Here is a 17,530-nt window from a genome sequence, read left to right as displayed (position 1 = left end):
GCGGCGACAGCCCTTGCCTGCAACTCACGCGCTCGCAAAATCCCCGCTTCAGACCTACGCCAAAAGACAGTGTGAGATATCCGGGCTAGGCCTGATCGGCGACCGTCACCCGAAGTCGGGGCATTAGGCTTGCCCCGACGGACAAGGCTCAGTGCCCGCCGCCCGACTTCGCCTTCTTGCGCCGCCGCGCCAGCATGTTCAGCCCCTCGACCAGCGCCGAAAAGCCCATCGCCGCGTAAATATAACCCTTCGGCACATGGTAACCCATGCCGTCGGCGATAAGCGTCATGCCGATCATCAAAAGGAAGCCCAGCGCCAGCATGACGATGCTCGGGTTCCTGGCGATGAAATCCGCCAGCGGTCCGGCCGCCAGCATCATCACGCTCACCGCGACGATCACGGCGATGTACATGATGGCGATCTCGTCGGTCATGCCGACGGCGGTGATGATCGAATCGATCGAGAAGACGAGGTCGAGCAGCAATATCTGGAAGATCGCGCCGGCAAGGCTGATCTGCAGCGTCTCGCCCAGCATCGTATCCCTGTGGTCGTCGGGATCGACCGTGTGATGGATTTCCTTGGTCGCCTTCCAGACCAGGAACAGGCCGCCTGCGATCAGGATCAGGTCGCGCCAGGAGAAGCCGTGGCCGAGGGCGGTGAACACCGGCGTCGTCAGTTGGACGATGATGGAAATGGTGGCCAGCAGCACCAGCCGCATGATCAGCGCCGCCGAAATGCCGAGCCGGCGGGCGCGGGCCCTTTGCGCTTGCGGCAGCTTGTTGGTCAGGATCGAGATGAAGATCAGATTGTCGATGCCGAGGACGATCTCGAGCACCACCAGCGTCAGCAGCGCGACCCAGGCTGTTGGATCGGACACGAATTGAAAATGCGGCGCCAGGAATTCGATGAGCTGCATGGAGGTCGTCCCCTCTTTTAACGATCTAGAGCAGTGTCGCCGGCAATTAGGTACTAAGCGCGCCTATATCAATGTCACGACCAGAAGGACGGCGCGGTTTCCTCCAGCCGTGGGCCGCGACGAAACGGCGCGATCCGCTCGGTCAGCCCGGTGCGGTCGGAAATGTCGACGCCGACGCCGCACAATGTCGCCGGTCCGGTCGCGGCCTCGAAGCGCCCTTTCGGCACCTTCGACAGGAACCGGTTGAGCGGTTCCTCCTTGTCCATGCCGAGCGAGGAATCATAGTCGCCGCACATGCCGGCGTCGGACATATAGCCGGTGCCGCCATTGAGGATCTGGTGATCGCCGGTCGGCTGGTGCGTGTGGGTGCCAATGACGAGGCTGGCGCGGCCATCGACGAAATGCGCGAAGCACATCTTTTCCGAGGTCGCCTCGGCGTGGAAGTCGATGACCACCGCGTCCGCCTGCTCGCCGAGCGGGCAGGCGGCAAGCTCGCGTTCGCCGGCCTGGAACGGGTCGTCGAGCTCGGGATGCATGAACACGCGGCCCATGATGTTGGCGACCAGCACGCGCGCGCCGCTCCTGGCGATGTAGACGCCGGAGCCGCGTCCGGGCGTGCCCTTGGGAAAGTTGGAGGGGCGCAGGAAGCGCTCTTCGCGCGGCGCGAAGGCCAAAGCGTCACGCTGGTCCCAGACATGGTTGCCCGTGGTGACGACATCGGCGCCGGCTGCGATCGTCTCGCGAAAGATGTCTTCGGTAATGCCGAAGCCGCCGGCGGCATTCTCGCCATTGACGATGACGAAATCGAGTTTGAAATCGGAGATCAGCCCCGGCAGTTGTTCCCACACCGCCGTGCGTCCCGTTTTTCCAACCATGTCACCGAGGAAGAGAAGTCTCATAAGATCCCGCACCGAAAGTCAGCAAAGCAAAAGTTGCATGACGCCAGTGGAAGATCATGCGTCCATTTATCTACAATTTTGGCACGAAGCGGCGCAACCCGCTCTCGGTGAGTATTTCCGCGATGATGACGTCATGCTCCTCATCCGGCACCTGCGCCACCTCTTGGCAATCAAAGGCGATGCCGATCAGTCGCGGCGGCTGTCCCTTGTCGATCAGCCTGGCGATAGCGCGATCGTAGTAGCCGGCGCCATAGCCGATGCGATGGCCGCGCGCATCGAAGGCGGCGAGCGGAACCAGCATCACCGAGGGGTCGAGCACCTCGGCTTCCTCATGCGGGCCGATCGTACCAAAACCCATGTCGACCATCGGCGCGCCGCGCACCAGCTCGCGAAAGACGATGGTGGTCTTGTCGAGAATGGCCGGCAGGCAAAGCCGTGCGCCCTTCTCGCGCAAGGCAAACATCAGCGGCCTGACGTCGACTTCCGAACGCATCGGCCAGAAGCCGGAAACGATCTGGCCCGCCTCGATGTGGAGGTGATCGCGCGCCGTCTCGGCCATTTCGAGAGCGACCTCGACCCGCCAGAACTCATCGAGCGCGTCGCGGCGCCCGAGTGCCTCGCGGCGAAGCTGCTTTTTCAGGTCTCTGGGAGAGGTCATGCGGCCAAGGTAGAAAAGGACAGGGCTGGGTGGAGTGTTGGGAGCGACGGTTTCCACCGCATCATCCACCGAAATGCGTGGACGCGAGGCAATAGTGACGGTCCACACAACCGGTGGAGAGAGCGATCCCGGGAACCTACAAAGTAGGTGGGCGCCGTGTGAGAAAACCCACGGGTCTTCCCAGGGACAGCTCCCTAAGGATCGTTAAGGCCCCGGGGAAAATGTTCTCCTGCCGGGAAGCACAGACCGTCATCTGCAATATAGGCTGCTCATCGGGCAAGCGCCAGAGAGACAGCGTTGCCGGCGACTTTATTCTCTGCGAATCCGTTACCCCTGTTCAGCGCCGTTCGCCGCCGTGTCTTGCACTGGCAAGTCCGCCTCCTTACGGTTGTCATGGCAACCAGGGAGCAAAAATGCGTTTCGAAGGCACGGCGGCCTATGTCGCCGACAAGGATCTGATGGTGGCCGTCAACGCGGCGATCGCGCTGGAACGGCCCTTGCTGGTCAAGGGCGAGCCGGGAACAGGCAAGACGGAACTGGCGCACCAGGTGGCGGCGGCACTTGGCCTCGACCTGATCGAATGGCACGTCAAGTCGACGACCAGGGCGCAGCAAGGTCTTTACGAGTATGACGCCGTCTCGCGCTTGCGCGACAGCCAGCTCGGCGATATCAGGTTCAACGACATCAGGAACTACATCAAGCGCGGCAAGCTTTGGGAGGCGTTCGCGGCCGGCAAGAAGATCGTGCTCTTGATCGACGAGATCGACAAGGCCGACATCGAATTCCCCAACGATTTGCTGCAGGAACTCGATCGCATGGAGTTCTTCGTCTACGAGACCGGCGAGACGATCCGCGCCGCGGTCCGGCCGATCGTCATCATCACCTCCAACAACGAGAAGGAACTGCCGGACGCCTTCCTGCGCCGCTGCTTCTTCCACTACATTCGCTTTCCCGACGTCGACACGCTGCACAAAATCGTCGATGTCCACTATCCCGGCATCAAGCAGAATCTGGTGCGAACGGCGCTGACCCAGTTCTACGAGATCCGCGGTGTGCCGGGGCTGAAGAAGAAGCCTTCGACCTCCGAGGCGCTCGACTGGATACGCCTGCTGGTCGCCGACGACATCGCGCCGGAGGATCTGCGCGCCGATCCGAAGAACGCCCTGCCCAAGCTGCATGGCGCGCTGTTGAAGAACGAACAGGACGTGCACCTGTTCGAACGGCTGGCCTTCATGGCGCGAAGGCAGCAATAGGGTAGCAGCAGCAGCGCTTTCCCTTCTGTGGACCGTTGCCGACAGCCGAACAGGCAGGCAGGTTCGGCCAGAACCTTCGGAGGAGATGAAATGTCTGAGATTGTCGTCCGTCCGCTCGCGCGGTCCGACCACGCCGACTGGCGGCGGCTATGGACCGACTACCTCACCTTCTATGAGACAAAGCTGCCGGAAGAGGTCTACGCCGTCACCTGGAAACGGCTGTTCACGGAAGGTGAGTTCGAACCGAAGGGCTTCATCGCCACGCTCGACGGCAAGGCGGTCGGCCTCACCCACTATCTCTACCACCGCTCCGGCTGGTCGGAAAAAAACAACTGCTATCTGCAGGACCTGTTTGCCGACCCGGATGTGCGCGGCAAGGGCATCGGCGCGGCGCTGATCAGGGCGGTACAACAAGAAGCTGCGAAAATCGGCGTCAAGAACGTCTACTGGATGACGCACGAGACCAACACCACCGCGCGCAAGCTCTATGACCATGTGGCGCGGCGAACGGGCTTCATCGAGTATGATCTATTGTGAAGAAAGTGGGAGATTGAAATGGTCGCCATTGCGCAATATATTGCGCATGATCTGAGTGTGTAATGCCGTTGATCGAGACCAATACGCGCAAAATTGTCATCAGGCTTTTGCGCGATGGCTGGATAAGTGTCGGCGGCGGCAAGCACGACAAGTATGAGCATCCGGAACGGCCAGAGGTGATGATCATCGTACCTAGGCATCGTGAACAATCTCCCGGTGTCGCCCGGTCGATCGCCCGACTGGCTGCATGGATTTGAGGACAGACCGCATGACGCATTATGTCGGAATTCTCGATGGGGCAGAGGACATCTGGGGGGTGCGAGTCCCTGATCTTCCCGGCTGCCACGGCGGCGGCGCAAGCCCCGAAGAAGCCATTGCCGATGCGACTTCCGCCGTGCGCGAATGGGTCGAAGCACGTGCGACGAAACATCTGCAGTTACCGGTCTCGCGTACGGTGGCGCAATTGCTCCTGCAAGACGAACTCGATACTGCCGCCGGCGAATCCGCCGTGATGATCCCGGTGCTGATCGACTCCGGCCGGCCCGTCCGAGCCAATCTGTCGCTCGACGCCGGTCTTCTGGCGGCGATCGACGAAGAAGCAGGCCGACGTGGCCTGACGCGTTCCGCATTCATTGCAAGCGCCGCACGAGAGAAGATCGAAGGCCACAGATAACCGACGATGTTCATCCCCTTCTTCCTCGAACTGAAGGCAGCGCGCGTTCCCGTTTCGCTGCGGGAATACCTGTCGCTGCTGGAGGGGCTGGAAGCCGGGCTGGTCGACTATGACGTCGAAGGCTTTTATTACCTCGCCCGCACCGCACTGGTGAAGGACGAGCGCCATATCGACCGCTTCGACCAGGTGTTTGCGCATGTCTTCAAGGGCATCGAAGCGCTGGGCGGACCGGATGCGGTCGACGTTGCGAACATTCCCGAGGAATGGCTGCGCCGCCTCGCCGAAAAGCATCTGACCGACGAAGAGAAAAAGCTGGTCGAGGCGCTCGGCGGCTTCGAAAAGCTGATGGAGACCTTGAAGCAGCGGCTCGAAGAGCAAAAAGGCCGCCACCAGGGTGGTTCGAAATGGATCGGCACCGGCGGCACCTCGCCTTTCGGCGCCTATGGCTACAATCCCGAAGGCGTGCGCATCGGCCAGCACGAAAGCCGCAACCGCCGCGCGGTGAAAGTCTGGGACAAGCGCGAGTTCAGGAATTTCGACGATGCCATCGAGCTCGGCACGCGCAACATCAAGATCGCGCTGAAGCGCCTGCGCCGCTGGGTGCGCGAGGGTGCCGAGGAGGAGTTCGACCTGCCCGGCACCATCCACGCCACGGCCGAACATGGCTATCTCGACGTGCGGACGCGGCCGGAACGGCGCAACGCCGTGAAGCTGCTGATGTTCTTCGATGTCGGCGGCTCGATGGACGACCACATCAAGAGCGTCGAGGAGCTGTTCTCGGCCGCCCGCGCCGAATTCCGCCAGCTCGAATATTTCTACTTCCACAACTGCCTCTATGAAGGCGTGTGGAAGGACAATCGCCGCAGGCATGCCGAGGTGATTCCGACCTTCGACCTCATCCACAAATACGGGCCGGACTACAAGGTGATCGTCGTCGGCGATGCCTCGATGAGCCCCTACGAGATCGCTCACCCCGGTGGCTCGGTCGAGCACTGGAATCCGGAAGCCGGGGTCGTCTGGCTCGGCCGCCTGCTGCTGCAATGGCCGAACGCGGTGTGGCTGAACCCTGAGGCCGAAACGAACTGGGGTTATACCCATTCGATCGCCATGATCCGCGACATCTTCGGCGGCCGCATGTTCCCGTTGACACTGGCCGGGCTCGAAGGCGCGACAAAGCAGCTTTCAAGAAAGCACTGAACCTTGCCGGCCTTCTCGGAACTGGGCAGGCGCGTAACAAATGCCTATGTTGGTGCGAATATGAGGTTGCAATCCGCGCATGACCCCGAACCTCCGGTTCGGAAAGGATCATGCGCAATGCCAAAAGTGCTTCAGCGTCCTTTGCGCGTCCGATGGACGCGCGGCGCTGTAGTAGCAAGCCGGCAAGGCTGAGGAGATCGAATGGACACCCACACCTACCCCGTAACCCGTACCGAGGCCGAATGGCGCGCCCGGCTGACGCCGGAGCAATATGCCGTCATGCGCGGCCACGGCACCGAACGGCCGGGAAGCTGCGCTTTGCTCTACGAGAAGCGCGCCGGCACCTTTTCCTGCGTCGGCTGCGACCAGCCGCTTTTTGAATCCAAGCTGAAGTTCGAGAGCGGCACCGGCTGGCCGAGCTTCAACGATCCGGTGCCGGGCTCGGTCGAGAACACCGTCGATCGCAGCTACGGCATGGTCCGCACCGAATGCCACTGCGCCCGCTGCGGCAGCCATCTCGGCCATGTCTTCGAGGATGGCCCGCCGCCGACCGGCCTGCGCTATTGCATCAACGGCGTGGCGCTGAAATTCGAGCCGGCGGCTTGATGCAAGTCGCCCAAAAGTGCGCAGCGGTTTTGGGACAACGACATGCATAGAAACAGTAATTCAAAGCGCGACGCGCTTTGAGCCAAACGATCGCTGGATAAGTGGAAAGGGCGGCTGCGGCCGCCCTTTTCTTTTCTTTGGGCGGCAGGAACTCCGGCGAACACGACAGGCGCCCGCCTCGCGCTATCAGGCCACGACCGTCAGGATCAGCCACAGTGTAGCCCCGAGCGCCATCAACGAGGCCTTGGTGCCACCGGCCCTTTCCGTGGTTCGCCAGACGGCAAAGGTCAGGAAGATGTTGTAGGGCACCAGCGCGAAATGCACCGCCAGAACCAGCACAAGCGGCAGCTTCAGCGCAAGCACGATAATCGCGGTCACCGCGGACGCAACGTTGAGCGCCGTGCCGACAAGGGCAAGGTCGCGCCAGAACAGCCGGTCGAGCGGCACCCGGCCTTGCCAACGTGAGCGGAAGAAGGATCCGACGCCTTCTGGCAACACCTGATATCACCCCTGCCCCAGGACTTCGGTCACCGCATATTCGATACGCGAACATTCGGTCACCAGCCAGTCGGTCATAGCCGGCCAATTGTCCTCGGCATAACAATTCACCCGCCACATCGAATTGATGCCGAGGCCCTCGCAACTCTGTTCCGGCCTGAGCTTCAGCCTGTCTTCGATCGCCGGCTGGAACGGCTTCAACCGCGACCAGGCTTGCGTGGCGCCGAACTTCTCGTTGCGGCCGAAGAAGACGCCGACATGGTTCTGCGCCGGCGCGACATACATGGAAAGGACCAACGCGAAGTCGGGCAGCCCGCGTTGCCAGAACCAGGGTCCGCGCCTCGCCATCAGAGGCTTTTCTTCCGGATGCCGCTCGGCGAACAGCATCCAGAAGCCGCGTTGGCGGAATTCAGAAGCACGGCGGGCGCCGAAGTCGAATTCGCTCATGGTTCAAACCGTTTCTCCGGCAACCGCATTGGATGCCGGGTCGGTTAGTCTTACACCATGCCGAGCGCGGCCTTGTACAGGTCGAGGATAGTTTCCTCTTCCTGCCGCTCGGCCTGGTCCTTCTTGCGCAGCCGGATGATCGTGCGCATCGCCTTGGTGTCGAAGCCGGTGCCCTTGGCCTCGGCGAACACTTCCTTGATGTCGTCGGAAATGGTCTTCTTCTCTTCCTCGAGCCGCTCTATGCGCTCGATGAAGGCACGCAGCTGGCCGGCGGCAACAGTCTGGCTGGTATCGGTGATATCGTCGGCCATTTTTTCTCCACATCGTTTCCGCGCCGCGACTCGGCGACGACGGCGGCAAATTCGAGCCGGTTCGATGCCCGACCGGCGGCGGCGGGTCAAGCCGTTATCGATGCTGCATGAAGGGTTGGGCACACCCTAAGGTGTGTTGAGATTGAGGTCAGGCCGGCATCATCTGAATATCAATACACCTTATCCGAAGACGATCAGCAGATCCTTGGCATCGATCTGGTCGCCGGCCTTGACCAGCACCTCGGCGACGGTGCCGTCGCGCTCGGCATGCAGCGCCGTTTCCATCTTCATCGCCTCGATGGAAAGCAGCACGTCGCCGGCCTTCACGGCCTGGCCGGCGGCAACCGAAAGTGCGGAGACGACACCCGGCATCGGCGCACCGACATGGGCCTCGTTGCCGGGCTCGGCCTTGCGGCGGGCCTTGGCGGCGGACGCGCCATGCGCCCTGTCGGGCACCTTGACGCGGCGCGGCTGGCCGTTGAGCTCGAAGAACACGGTGACCATGCCCTTTTCGTCGACATCGCCGATGGCAAGGCAGCGCACCACCAGCGTCTTGCCCTTCTCGATATCGACGAATATCTCGTCTTCCGGCTTCATGCCGTAGAAATAGGTCGGCGTCGGCAGGACGCTGACCGGACCGTAGGTTTCCTGCGCGCCGGCGAAATCCGTAAACACCTTCGGGTACATCAGCCACGAGGCGAATTCGAACTCCGAGAGTTTGCGCTCGAGCTTCTCCTCGATCTCCTTGCGGTTGGCCTTGAGGTCCGCGGGCTTCAGCAGCGAGCCAGGCCGCGCCTTTATCGGCTTGTCGCCTTTTAGCACCTTCTTCTGCAGCTTCTCAGGCCAGCCGCCGGGCGACTGGCCGAGATCGCCGCGCAGCATCGACACCACGGAGTCCGGAAAGGCGATGTCCTTGCTGGGGTTCTCGACATCGGCGACGGTGAGATCCTGGCTCACCATCATCAGCGCCATGTCGCCGACGACCTTGGACGACGGCGTCACCTTGACGATGTCGCCGAACATCAGATTGACGTCGTGATAGGTCTGCGCCACCTCGTGCCAGCGTGTCTCCAGCCCGAGCGAACGCGCCTGCTCCTTGAGATTGGTGAACTGCCCGCCCGGCATCTCGTGCAGGTAGACTTCCGAGGCCGGTCCCTTGAGGTCGCTTTCGAAGGCGGCATACTGGTTGCGCACCGCTTCCCAGTAGAACGAGATCTTCCTGATCCACTGTGGATCGAGGCCCGGATCGCGCTCGGTGCCCTTCAGCGCCTCGACGATGGAGCCGAGACATGGCTGCGAGGTGTTGCCCGAGAGCGAATCCATCGCCGCGTCGATAGCATCGACGCCGCTGTCGACCGCCGCCAGCACCGTCGCCGCCGACAGGCCTGACGTGTCGTGGGTGTGGAAATGGATCGGCAAGTCGGTCGCTTCGCGCAGCGCTTTGAACAGCACACGTGCGGCGGAAGGCTTCAGCAGTCCGGCCATGTCCTTGACGGCGATGATGTGGGCGCCGGCCGCCTGCAATTCCCCGGCCAGGCCGACATAGTATTTGAGGTCGTATTTCGCCCGCGCCGGATCGAGGATGTCGCCGGTGTAGCAGATCGCCGCTTCGATCAGCTTGCCCTCGGCGCCGACCGCATCCATGGCGACGCGCATGTTCTCGACCCAGTTCAGGCAGTCGAAGACGCGGAACAGGTCGATGCCGCCGGCGGCCGCCTGCTTGACGAAATGCTGCACGACATTGTCGGGATAGTTGGTGTAGCCAACGCCGTTGGCGCCGCGCAGCAGCATCTGCAGCAGCACATTGGGCGCCGCCTCGCGCACCAGCGACAGCCGCTCCCACGGGTCTTCGGTTAGGAAGCGCATGGCAACGTCGAAGGTGGCGCCGCCCCAGCATTCGAGCGACAGGAGCTGCGGCAGGGCGCGCGCATAAGTGCCGGCAATGCCGGCGATGTCATGCGTGCGCATGCGCGTCGCCAGCAGCGACTGGTGGCCGTCACGCATCGTCGTGTCGGTGACCAGCACCTCTTTCCGGTCGCGCATCCAGCCGGCGAATTTCTCCGGTCCGAGCACGTCGAGCTTCTGCTTGCTGCCATCAGGCACATTGCCGTTGAGATAGGGCACCAATGGTGCGGCCGCGTCGGCCTTCGGCTGCGGCCGGCCGCGCGTCTCGGGATGACCGTTGACCGACACGTCGGCCAGATAGTTGAGCAGCTTGGTGGCGCGGTCCTGCCGCTTGACCTGCTGGAACAGCTCCGGCGTCGTGTCGATGAACTTCGTCGTGTAGGAATTGTCGGCGAAGCTCGGGTGGTTGATGATCGCTTCGAGGAAGGTCAAATTGGTGGCGACGCCGCGGATGCGGAACTCGCGCAGCGCCCGGTTCATGCGGGCGATGGTCTCCGCCGGCGTCGGCGCCCACGCCGTCACCTTCTCCAGCAGCGGATCGTAGAAGCGGGTGATCACCGCCCCGGAATAGGCGGTGCCGCCATCGAGGCGGATGCCGAAACCCGTCGCGCCGCGATAGGCGGTTATGCGACCGTAGTCCGGGATGAAATTATGCTCGGGATCTTCCGTGGTGATGCGGCACTGCAAGGCATGGCCGTTCAGCCTGATGTCCATCTGCATCGGCACGCCCGATTCCGGCGTGCCGATGGCGAAGCCGTCGAGGATGTGGATCTGCGCCTTGACGATGTCGATGCCGGTCACCTGCTCGGTGACGGTGTGCTCGACCTGGATGCGCGGGTTGACCTCGATGAAGTAGAATTTGCCGGTGTCGGCGTCCTGCAGGAACTCGACCGTGCCGGCGCCGATATAGCTGGTTTCGCGGGCGATCTTCAGCGCATGGCCGCAAAGCTCCTCGCGCTGCGACATTTCGAGGTATGGCGCCGGCGCCCGCTCGACGACCTTCTGGTTGCGGCGCTGGATCGAGCAGTCGCGCTCGAACAGATGCACGGCGTTGCCATGCGTGTCGCCCAGCACCTGCACCTCGACATGGCGGGCGCGCTCTATCAGCTTTTCGAGATAGACCTCGTCCTTGCCGAATGCGGCTTTCGCCTCGCGCTTGCCTTCCGTGACTTCACGGGCAAGGTCGGCTTCGGCGCGAATGGCGCGCATGCCGCGGCCGCCACCGCCCCATGATGCCTTCAGCATCACCGGATAGCCGATCTGCTTGGCCAGTTTCTTGACCGCATCCATGTCGTCCGGCAACGGATCGGTGGCGGGGATCACCGGCACGCCGACCTCGATGGCGAGATTGCGCGCCGCGACCTTGTTGCCGAGCCGGCGCATCGTATCCGGCTTCGGCCCGATGAAGGTGATGCCGGCCTCGGCACAGGCATCGGCGAATTCGGGGCCTTCCGACAACAGGCCGTAGCCGGGATGAATGGCATCGGCGCCCGAGAGCCTGGCGACGCGGATCACCTCCTCGATCGACAGATAGCTTTCGATCGGTCCCATGTCCCGGGTCAGATGCGGCCCGCGTCCGACCTGGTAGCTCTCGTCGGCCTTGAAGCGATGCAGGGAGTATTTGTCCTCCTCGGCCCAGATCGCCACGGTTTTGAGACCGAGTTCGTTGGCCGCGCGAAAGACGCGAATGGCGATTTCGGACCGGTTGGCGACGAGGATCTTCGTGATGGCCAAGGACTGAGGCTCCAGCAACGGAAGGGAAGAGAAATCGGCGCAATGATTAGCGTGAAAATGCTGCAGTGCAAACGAAATTGACAGGCATTTAAACCGATTGAAATGGAATCTTTGCGCCAAGGGCGGTCGCATTCAGTCGAACACGCAGCGAAGCGATGGGCATTGCGGTCAACGCGCGATCGTTTCCGGGCTAAAGGCCCGGGCTGGATTGGTCTGCCGGCCTCGATGGAGAGGCAACGGCCTCAAAAGAAAAATGCCCGGCGCGAAGCACCGGGCATCCGTAAAGTCTGGAGACTGACGAGCTTACATCTTCTGGATGTAGGTGTACTTGCCGTCGGCGCCCTTCTTCCATTCGTACATGACGTAGCCGGGCAGCGTCGGGTCGCCCTTGGCGTCATAGGACAGGTCGCCGAGCACGGTCTTGAACGGGCCGTTTTCATGCAGCGCCTTGGCAACTGCCTGCGGGTCGTTCGACTTGGCAGCGGTCGCTGCTTCGGCGAGCGCCTGTACGGCGGCGTAGGAGTAGAGCGTGTAGGCTTCCGGCTCGAAGCCCTGCGCGCGGAACTTCTCGACGAGTTCCTTGTTGGCGGGGATCAGGCGCGGGTCCGGGCCGAACGTGTTGAGCGTGCCCGCAACCGCGTCACCTGCGATCGAAGCCAGCTCGTTCGACACGATGCCGTCGCCGGAAATCAGTGTCGCCTTGAGGCCCTGGTCAGCCGCCTGGCGGATGATAAGGCCGGCTTCGGTGTGCAGGCCGCCCCAGTAGATGATGGTTACGCCGGCTTCCTTCATCTTGGCGATCAGTGCCGAGAAGTCCTTGTCGCCGACATTGATGCCTTCGTACATGACTTCCGTCAGGCCCTTGGCATTCATCGCCTTCTTGGTTTCGTCGGCAAGGCCCTGACCGTAGGTGGTCTTGTCGTGAACGACGGCGATCTTGGCGTCCTTGAAGTTCGCGGCGAGATAAGCGCCGGCGATGCTACCCTGCTGGTCATCGCGTCCGCAGGTGCGGAACACGTTCCACAGGCCGCGCTCGGTGAGCTTCGGGTTGGTGGCGGCCGGGGTGATCTCGACGATGCCGTTTTCCGCATAGACTTCCGATGCCGGGATCGAGACGCCCGAGTTGAAGTGCCCGACCACGAACTTGACACCGTCGCCGACGAACTTGTTGGCAACCGAGATGCCCTGCTTCGGATCGGAGACGTCGTCGCCGACTTCGAGCTTGATCTGCTCGCCATTGATGCCGCCCTTGGCATTGATGTCGGCCACAGCGGCTTCCGCACCCTTCTGAAGCTGCGCGCCGAATGCGGCATTCGGACCAGTGATCGGACCGGCTACGCCGAACATGACGTCAGCCCACGCGTTGCCGCCGAACGCGACCAGCGCGGTCAGGGCGACGGCGGACAAAAGTGACTTTTTCATTTAAACGCTCCCATTTACGGAGTGGGCGTGGATGAAGCTTTCATGCGATGCCCACCCTTATCGCAGAAAGCATAGTTTGCCGATTTTCAGGCACTTGTCACGCCGATTCAATTCCGATGCGGCGCTAATGATGAACGTCAACCTTTCGGTTTCCAGCTCAAGATTGAAGCTCTTTCGTAGAGCCAATTATACTGTGTCACCATCTGGTTGGTGCGCGTGTATTGAAAGCCGACAAAACCGAGGATCATCAGCACGATTGTATCGACGACATAGTAGTGCAGCGAGAACATCGTGCCGCCGAACAGCGCGTGATGGATGAAGCGGATGCCGATGCCGAGACCCAGCATGTAGGCGAACAGCTGGATGAAGCTGCGCCAGGTCTGCGCGCTGGCCTTGCCCGTCATCCAGGCCGCCCAGCCGCCGAGCAGACAGGTGACGAAGAAGAACTGCCAGATCGAGGGTTCCTCATAGAGAATGCCCTGCATGATGAAGTCTCCTTAGCATGATCCCGAAAAGTTGCAGACTTTTCGGACAAGGATCATGCGACAAACAAACAATTTGGAGCGGAATATCGAACGCACACATCCGCTCTAAACTCAGTGGTGTCCGCCTTCGAGATAGGCGGCGCGCACTTCCGGATTGGCGAGCAGTTCCTTGCCGGTACCGCTCATCGTCACGTTGCCGTTGACCATGACATAGCCGCGCGTGGCGAGCTTGAGCGCGCCGAAGGCGTTCTGCTCGACCAGGAACACGGTCAGCCCCTGGGTGCGGTTCAGCTCGCGGATGGCGTCGAAGATCTGTTTGACGATCAGCGGCGCGAGACCCAGCGACGGTTCGTCGAGCAAAAGCAGCTTTGGCCGCGCCATCAGCGCGCGTCCGATCGACAGCATCTGTTGCTCGCCGCCCGACAGCGTGCCGCCGCGCTGGGCGATGCGCTCCTTCAGCCGCGGGAACAGCGTGAACACCTTCTCGACGTCCTCGTCATAGTGCTCGAGGTTGTCGAGGCTGGCGCCCATTTGCAGGTTTTCCATCACCGTCATGCGCGGGAAGATGCGCCGGCCCTCGGGCGATTGGGCAATGCGCATGCGTGCGATCTCATGCGTCGGCATCTGGGTGATGTCGGTGCCGGCGAATGTGATGGTGCCGGCTCGAGCGCGCGGCGCACCGAAGATAGTCATCATCAGCGTCGACTTGCCGGCGCCGTTGGCGCCGATCAGCGCCACGATCTCACCTTCCTTCACGGTGACATCGACGCCGTTCAGCGCCCGGATGTTGCCGTAATAGGTCTGCACGCCCTTGATATCGAGCAGCGTTGTCCCGGCCATCACTTGCCCCCTCTGCGCTTGCCCGCCACGGGCTTGGCGGCAGTCTTCCCGGAAGTATGGCTGGTCGCCACCTTGCCCGCATCGACGCGGCGCGAGAATTCCGTGTCCTTGCCCTGGCTGAGCAGCCTGGCCTGCTTGACCCACTCCTCACGAGCGATGCGCCCATCGAAGGCAAGATAGGCTTCGGCGGCTTCGACGTCGGACTTTTTCCAGGCGCCGATCTGGTCGAAGTGGAAGATGCCGTGATCGTTGAGCTTCTTCTCGTTGACCGAACCGATGCCCTTGATGCGGGTCAAATTATCGGCCTTGCCGCCGCGAGGCGCTGGCAGCCGGTTGGAGATTCCCCCAGCCGTCGCTGCAGGGGCCTTCGCGGCAGGAGCCTTGGCTGCCGGCTTGGCCGGCGCAGTCGACTTCACCGCCGTTCCGGTTGCCGCCTTTGACGCTTTCGGCGCAGGCTTTGCTTTTGCCGCGGAGACGGGCTTTGCCGAAGCCGCCGGCACAGCCGCCAGCGAGGCCGCCTTGTTTGCCGCGGCGAGCGATTTTGCGTCGACCTGACCGGCCTTTGACGCGCCCTTGGCCACCGTGACCCGCTCGCCCGAACTGTGGCCGACCGTGTCGGTCACCGGCCCGGCGAGATAGGACGACGATGTTCCCGGGCCGTGTGCTGCATCCGGTCCCGTATCGAGCTGTTCGATGACGTCTTCGTCGCCGACTTCTGTCAGCACCGACTCGACTTCCTCGTCGTCGACGCCGAGATAGGCTGCGATGACGCGCGGGTCGGTACGCACCGATTGCGGGCTGCCGTCCGAGATCTTGCGGCCATATTCCAGCACCACGACGTGGTCCGATATCTGCATGACCACCGACATGTCATGCTCGATCAACAGGATCGAGGTGCCTGATGTGTTCTTGATGTCGATCAGCAGTTCGTTGAGCGCTGCGGATTCCTTTGGATTGAGGCCAGCGGCCGGCTCGTCCAGGCACAAAAGCTCCGGACCGGTGCACATGGCGCGGGCGATCTCGAGGCGCCGCTGCGCGCCATAGGGCAGGTCGCCGGCCGGATCGTCGGCGCGGTCGACGAGATCGGCCTTCTCCAGCCAGTGCCTGGCAAGTTCGACCGATTCGGCGGAAGCCTTGCGGTAGCCGCTGAAGCCAAACAGGCCAAGGACCGTATAGCCCGAGGCCTTCATCAGCTTGTTGTGCTGGGCAACCAAAAGGTTCTCCAGCAGCGTCATGCCCGAGAACAGGCGGATGTTCTGGAAGGTACGCGCCACCTTGGCGCGCGCCGGGATCTCGTGGTTGGGCAGACGTTCGAGCAAATAGCTCGAGCCGTCGTTCCGGTTGAGCGTGATCATGCCTTCCGACGGCTTGTAGAAGCCGGTGATGCAGTTGAACACGGTGGTCTTGCCGGCACCGTTGGGTCCGATCAGCGCGGTGATCTCACCGCGCTTGGCGGTGAAGGACAGGTCGCCGATGGCGACCAGGCCGCCGAACTTCATCGACAGATGCTCGACCCGCAGGATCGCCTCGTTCATGGGTGTGCTCGCATTCATCAGCCGTGGCCTTCCTTGGTGAAGGAACCGGAGACCGCTCTTCGCACCTTGAGGAAGGCGGTCGGCTCGCGACTGCCGACGAAGCCGCGCGGCTTCCACAGCATGACGATGACCATGGCCATGCCGAACAGAAGCATGCGGTAGAGCTCCGGTGTGAAGTCCGGCCCGAATATCTGCTTGAGGAAGTCGAGTTCGCGCAGCGCCTCGGTGCCGCCGATCATCACCATCGCGGCAACCGCGATGCCGACCAGCGAGCCCATGCCGCCGAGAACGACGATGGCCAGGATGATGGCCGATTCCAGGAAGACGAAGGATTCCGGGCTGACGAAGCCTTGCCGCGCGGCGAAGAACGAGCCGGCGAAGCCGCCGAACATGGCGCCCGTGGCAAAAGCCGTGAGCTTGGTCGTCGTCGTGTTGATGCCCAGAGACCGGCAGGCGATCTCATCCTCACGCAACGCTTCCCAGGCGCGGCCGACCGGCAGACGCCGCAGCCTGATGGTGACGAAGGCGGTGAGCAGGCACAGGCCCAGGATCAGATAATAGAGGAAAATCTTGTAGTAGGCGCCGGACTGGGCGATGCCCAGCACCTTGGCGATGTAGTTCGAGTCAGACACGTTGAACGACATCAGGCCGAAGAAGCTGACCTTGGGAATGCCGGAAATGCCGGCCGAACCGTTGGTCACGTCGCGCCAGTTGATCAGCACCAGGCGGATGATCTCGCCGAAAGCCAGCGTCACGATAGCCAGATAGTCGCCACGCAGGCGCAGCACGGGGAAGCCGAGCAGCACGCCCCAGAGGGCGGCCATGGCGCCGGCGGCCGGCAACAGGATCCAGAACGACAGGCCGAAGTGCGTGGCGAGAAGCGCATAGGAATAGGCGCCAAGCGCATAAAAGGCGACGTAGCCGAGGTCGAGCAGGCCGGCGAGGCCGACAACGATGTTCAGGCCCCAGGCCAGCATCACATAGATCAGGATCTGGATGCCGAAATTGTCGACCCATTTCAGCGAACCCTGCAGCCCGCTGGCGATCGACCAGGCGTTCAGCGACAGCACCGCCACCACGAGGATCGGATACAGCACCAGAGCCGTGACGCCCAATTTGTTGAAGTTGGCATGGATGAAGGCGCGGAAATAATAGATCACGCAAGCCAGCAGATAGATGACCGCGAGCGCGCGCAGGAATTGCAGATAGCCGGCCGGTTCTGCTCCGACCCATCCGGGGAGAGAATTGCTGAAAACGAACAGCAGCACCGCGGCGATGACGGCCGCTATGAAGGCCGGCAACTGGAAGAAGCGTGATGCGACGCTGGCCGGCAACAGGCCGGTGGCGACATCGGCGATCTTCTGGTTGGCCAAGAAGGGCTGGCCATAGGCGACATAAAGAAACCGCCCGACCGCCGTGGCGATCACCACTGCGGCAAGTAGGCCCCAGCGCGCGGTCAGGACCAGTTCATTGGAGATGTTCTGACCGGTCTTCAGCCCGATGAACAGCACGAACAGGCCAAGCGCGATGGCGCCGGCATAGAAGGCTTCCTTGAGGGCGCGTTGGACAGGGGTGGCGACGACGTCGCGCTCCGGAGATACGGTGACGGCCATG

General features: G+C 62.3%; 18 protein-coding genes and 1 other RNA gene. 6 read left to right on the top strand and 13 right to left on the bottom strand.

Going from position 1 to position 17,530, the window contains the following annotated elements; genetic code table 11:
* Nucleotides 1-148: 148 nt before the first annotated feature.
* The 4 genes from NKH02_RS11250 to ssrS form a co-directional block, all read right to left on the bottom strand.
* Entirely contained in the window at nt 149-916 is a 768-nt protein-coding gene (locus NKH02_RS11250) for a TerC family protein (protein ID WP_352864933.1), read from the bottom strand.
* Nucleotides 917-990: 74 nt separating this feature from the next.
* Nucleotides 991-1,815, bottom strand: a complete 825-nt coding sequence (locus NKH02_RS11245; protein ID WP_352631978.1) for a TIGR00282 family metallophosphoesterase — start codon at nt 1,813-1,815, stop codon at nt 991-993.
* A gap of 70 nt (nt 1,816-1,885) precedes the next feature.
* Entirely contained in the window at nt 1,886-2,473 is a 588-nt protein-coding gene (locus NKH02_RS11240) for a 5-formyltetrahydrofolate cyclo-ligase (protein ID WP_352878689.1), read from the bottom strand.
* A gap of 95 nt (nt 2,474-2,568) precedes the next feature.
* Nucleotides 2,569-2,724: non-coding RNA, 6S RNA (gene ssrS, locus NKH02_RS11235), on the bottom strand.
* A gap of 162 nt (nt 2,725-2,886) precedes the next feature.
* Here ssrS and NKH02_RS11230 point away from each other — a divergent pair.
* From NKH02_RS11230 to msrB, 6 genes are all read left to right on the top strand, one after another.
* Nucleotides 2,887-3,726, top strand: coding sequence for an AAA family ATPase (locus tag NKH02_RS11230; RefSeq protein ID WP_352878673.1), 840 nt, complete (start codon nt 2,887-2,889; stop codon nt 3,724-3,726).
* Between the two features lie 90 nt (nt 3,727-3,816).
* Complete coding sequence (locus NKH02_RS11225; RefSeq protein WP_352878671.1) at nt 3,817-4,263, top strand: GNAT family N-acetyltransferase; 447 nt, start codon at nt 3,817-3,819, stop codon at nt 4,261-4,263.
* 62 nt (nt 4,264-4,325) lie between these two features.
* Nucleotides 4,326-4,520, top strand: coding sequence for a type II toxin-antitoxin system HicA family toxin (locus NKH02_RS11220; protein WP_352864939.1), 195 nt, complete (start codon nt 4,326-4,328; stop codon nt 4,518-4,520).
* 11 nt (nt 4,521-4,531) lie between these two features.
* Nucleotides 4,532-4,936 carry a type II toxin-antitoxin system HicB family antitoxin gene (locus NKH02_RS11215; RefSeq protein WP_023758609.1) on the top strand — a complete coding sequence of 135 codons (405 nt, stop codon included), beginning with the start codon at nt 4,532-4,534 and terminating at the stop codon, nt 4,934-4,936.
* A gap of 6 nt (nt 4,937-4,942) precedes the next feature.
* On the top strand, nt 4,943-6,133 hold the full coding sequence (locus NKH02_RS11210; protein WP_352878668.1) for a vWA domain-containing protein: 1,191 nt from the start codon (nt 4,943-4,945) through the stop codon (nt 6,131-6,133).
* 201 nt (nt 6,134-6,334) lie between these two features.
* Complete coding sequence (msrB, locus tag NKH02_RS11205; protein ID WP_352878666.1) at nt 6,335-6,739, top strand: peptide-methionine (R)-S-oxide reductase MsrB; 405 nt, start codon at nt 6,335-6,337, stop codon at nt 6,737-6,739.
* Nucleotides 6,740-6,925: 186 nt separating this feature from the next.
* On the opposite strand, the gene NKH02_RS11200 is transcribed toward msrB, so the two are convergent.
* The 9 genes from NKH02_RS11200 to livM form a co-directional block, all read right to left on the bottom strand.
* The gene (locus tag NKH02_RS11200) at nt 6,926-7,237 is read right to left on the bottom strand and encodes a hypothetical protein (protein ID WP_352864947.1); all 312 of its coding nucleotides are present in this window, start codon (nt 7,235-7,237) and stop codon (nt 6,926-6,928) included.
* Between the two features lie 6 nt (nt 7,238-7,243).
* Nucleotides 7,244-7,684: a hypothetical protein gene (locus NKH02_RS11195; RefSeq protein WP_352878663.1), complete on the bottom strand. Its 441-nt coding sequence runs from the start codon at nt 7,682-7,684 to the stop codon at nt 7,244-7,246.
* 50 nt (nt 7,685-7,734) lie between these two features.
* The gene (locus NKH02_RS11190; RefSeq protein WP_013529099.1) at nt 7,735-7,995 is read right to left on the bottom strand and encodes a DUF2312 domain-containing protein; all 261 of its coding nucleotides are present in this window, start codon (nt 7,993-7,995) and stop codon (nt 7,735-7,737) included.
* Nucleotides 7,996-8,175: 180 nt separating this feature from the next.
* On the bottom strand, nt 8,176-11,634 hold the full coding sequence (gene pyc / locus NKH02_RS11185; RefSeq protein ID WP_352878660.1) for a pyruvate carboxylase: 3,459 nt from the start codon (nt 11,632-11,634) through the stop codon (nt 8,176-8,178).
* Nucleotides 11,635-11,937: 303 nt separating this feature from the next.
* On the bottom strand, nt 11,938-13,056 hold the full coding sequence (locus tag NKH02_RS11180) for a branched-chain amino acid ABC transporter substrate-binding protein (RefSeq protein ID WP_352864953.1): 1,119 nt from the start codon (nt 13,054-13,056) through the stop codon (nt 11,938-11,940).
* A gap of 137 nt (nt 13,057-13,193) precedes the next feature.
* The gene (locus NKH02_RS11175) at nt 13,194-13,541 is read right to left on the bottom strand and encodes a DUF6867 family protein (RefSeq protein WP_352864956.1); all 348 of its coding nucleotides are present in this window, start codon (nt 13,539-13,541) and stop codon (nt 13,194-13,196) included.
* 111 nt (nt 13,542-13,652) lie between these two features.
* Complete coding sequence (locus NKH02_RS11170; RefSeq protein ID WP_352878657.1) at nt 13,653-14,381, bottom strand: ABC transporter ATP-binding protein; 729 nt, start codon at nt 14,379-14,381, stop codon at nt 13,653-13,655.
* A complete protein-coding gene (locus NKH02_RS11165; protein WP_352878655.1) occupies nt 14,381-15,934 on the bottom strand; it encodes an ATP-binding cassette domain-containing protein in 1,554 nt (517 codons plus the stop codon). Before NKH02_RS11165 ends, NKH02_RS11170 begins: the two co-directional genes overlap by 1 nt.
* Nucleotides 15,934-17,529 carry a high-affinity branched-chain amino acid ABC transporter permease LivM gene (gene livM / locus NKH02_RS11160; protein WP_352864961.1) on the bottom strand — a complete coding sequence of 532 codons (1,596 nt, stop codon included), beginning with the start codon at nt 17,527-17,529 and terminating at the stop codon, nt 15,934-15,936. Before livM ends, NKH02_RS11165 begins: the two co-directional genes overlap by 1 nt.
* Between the last annotated feature and the right edge of the window lies 1 nt (nt 17,530).

Origin of the sequence: Mesorhizobium sp. M1396, from assembly GCF_040317725.1 — a bacterium.
GTDB lineage: Bacteria > Pseudomonadota > Alphaproteobacteria > Rhizobiales > Rhizobiaceae > Mesorhizobium.
The sequence above is the reverse complement of the archived record's forward strand: the minus strand, read 5'-3'. Positions and strand labels throughout refer to the sequence as shown.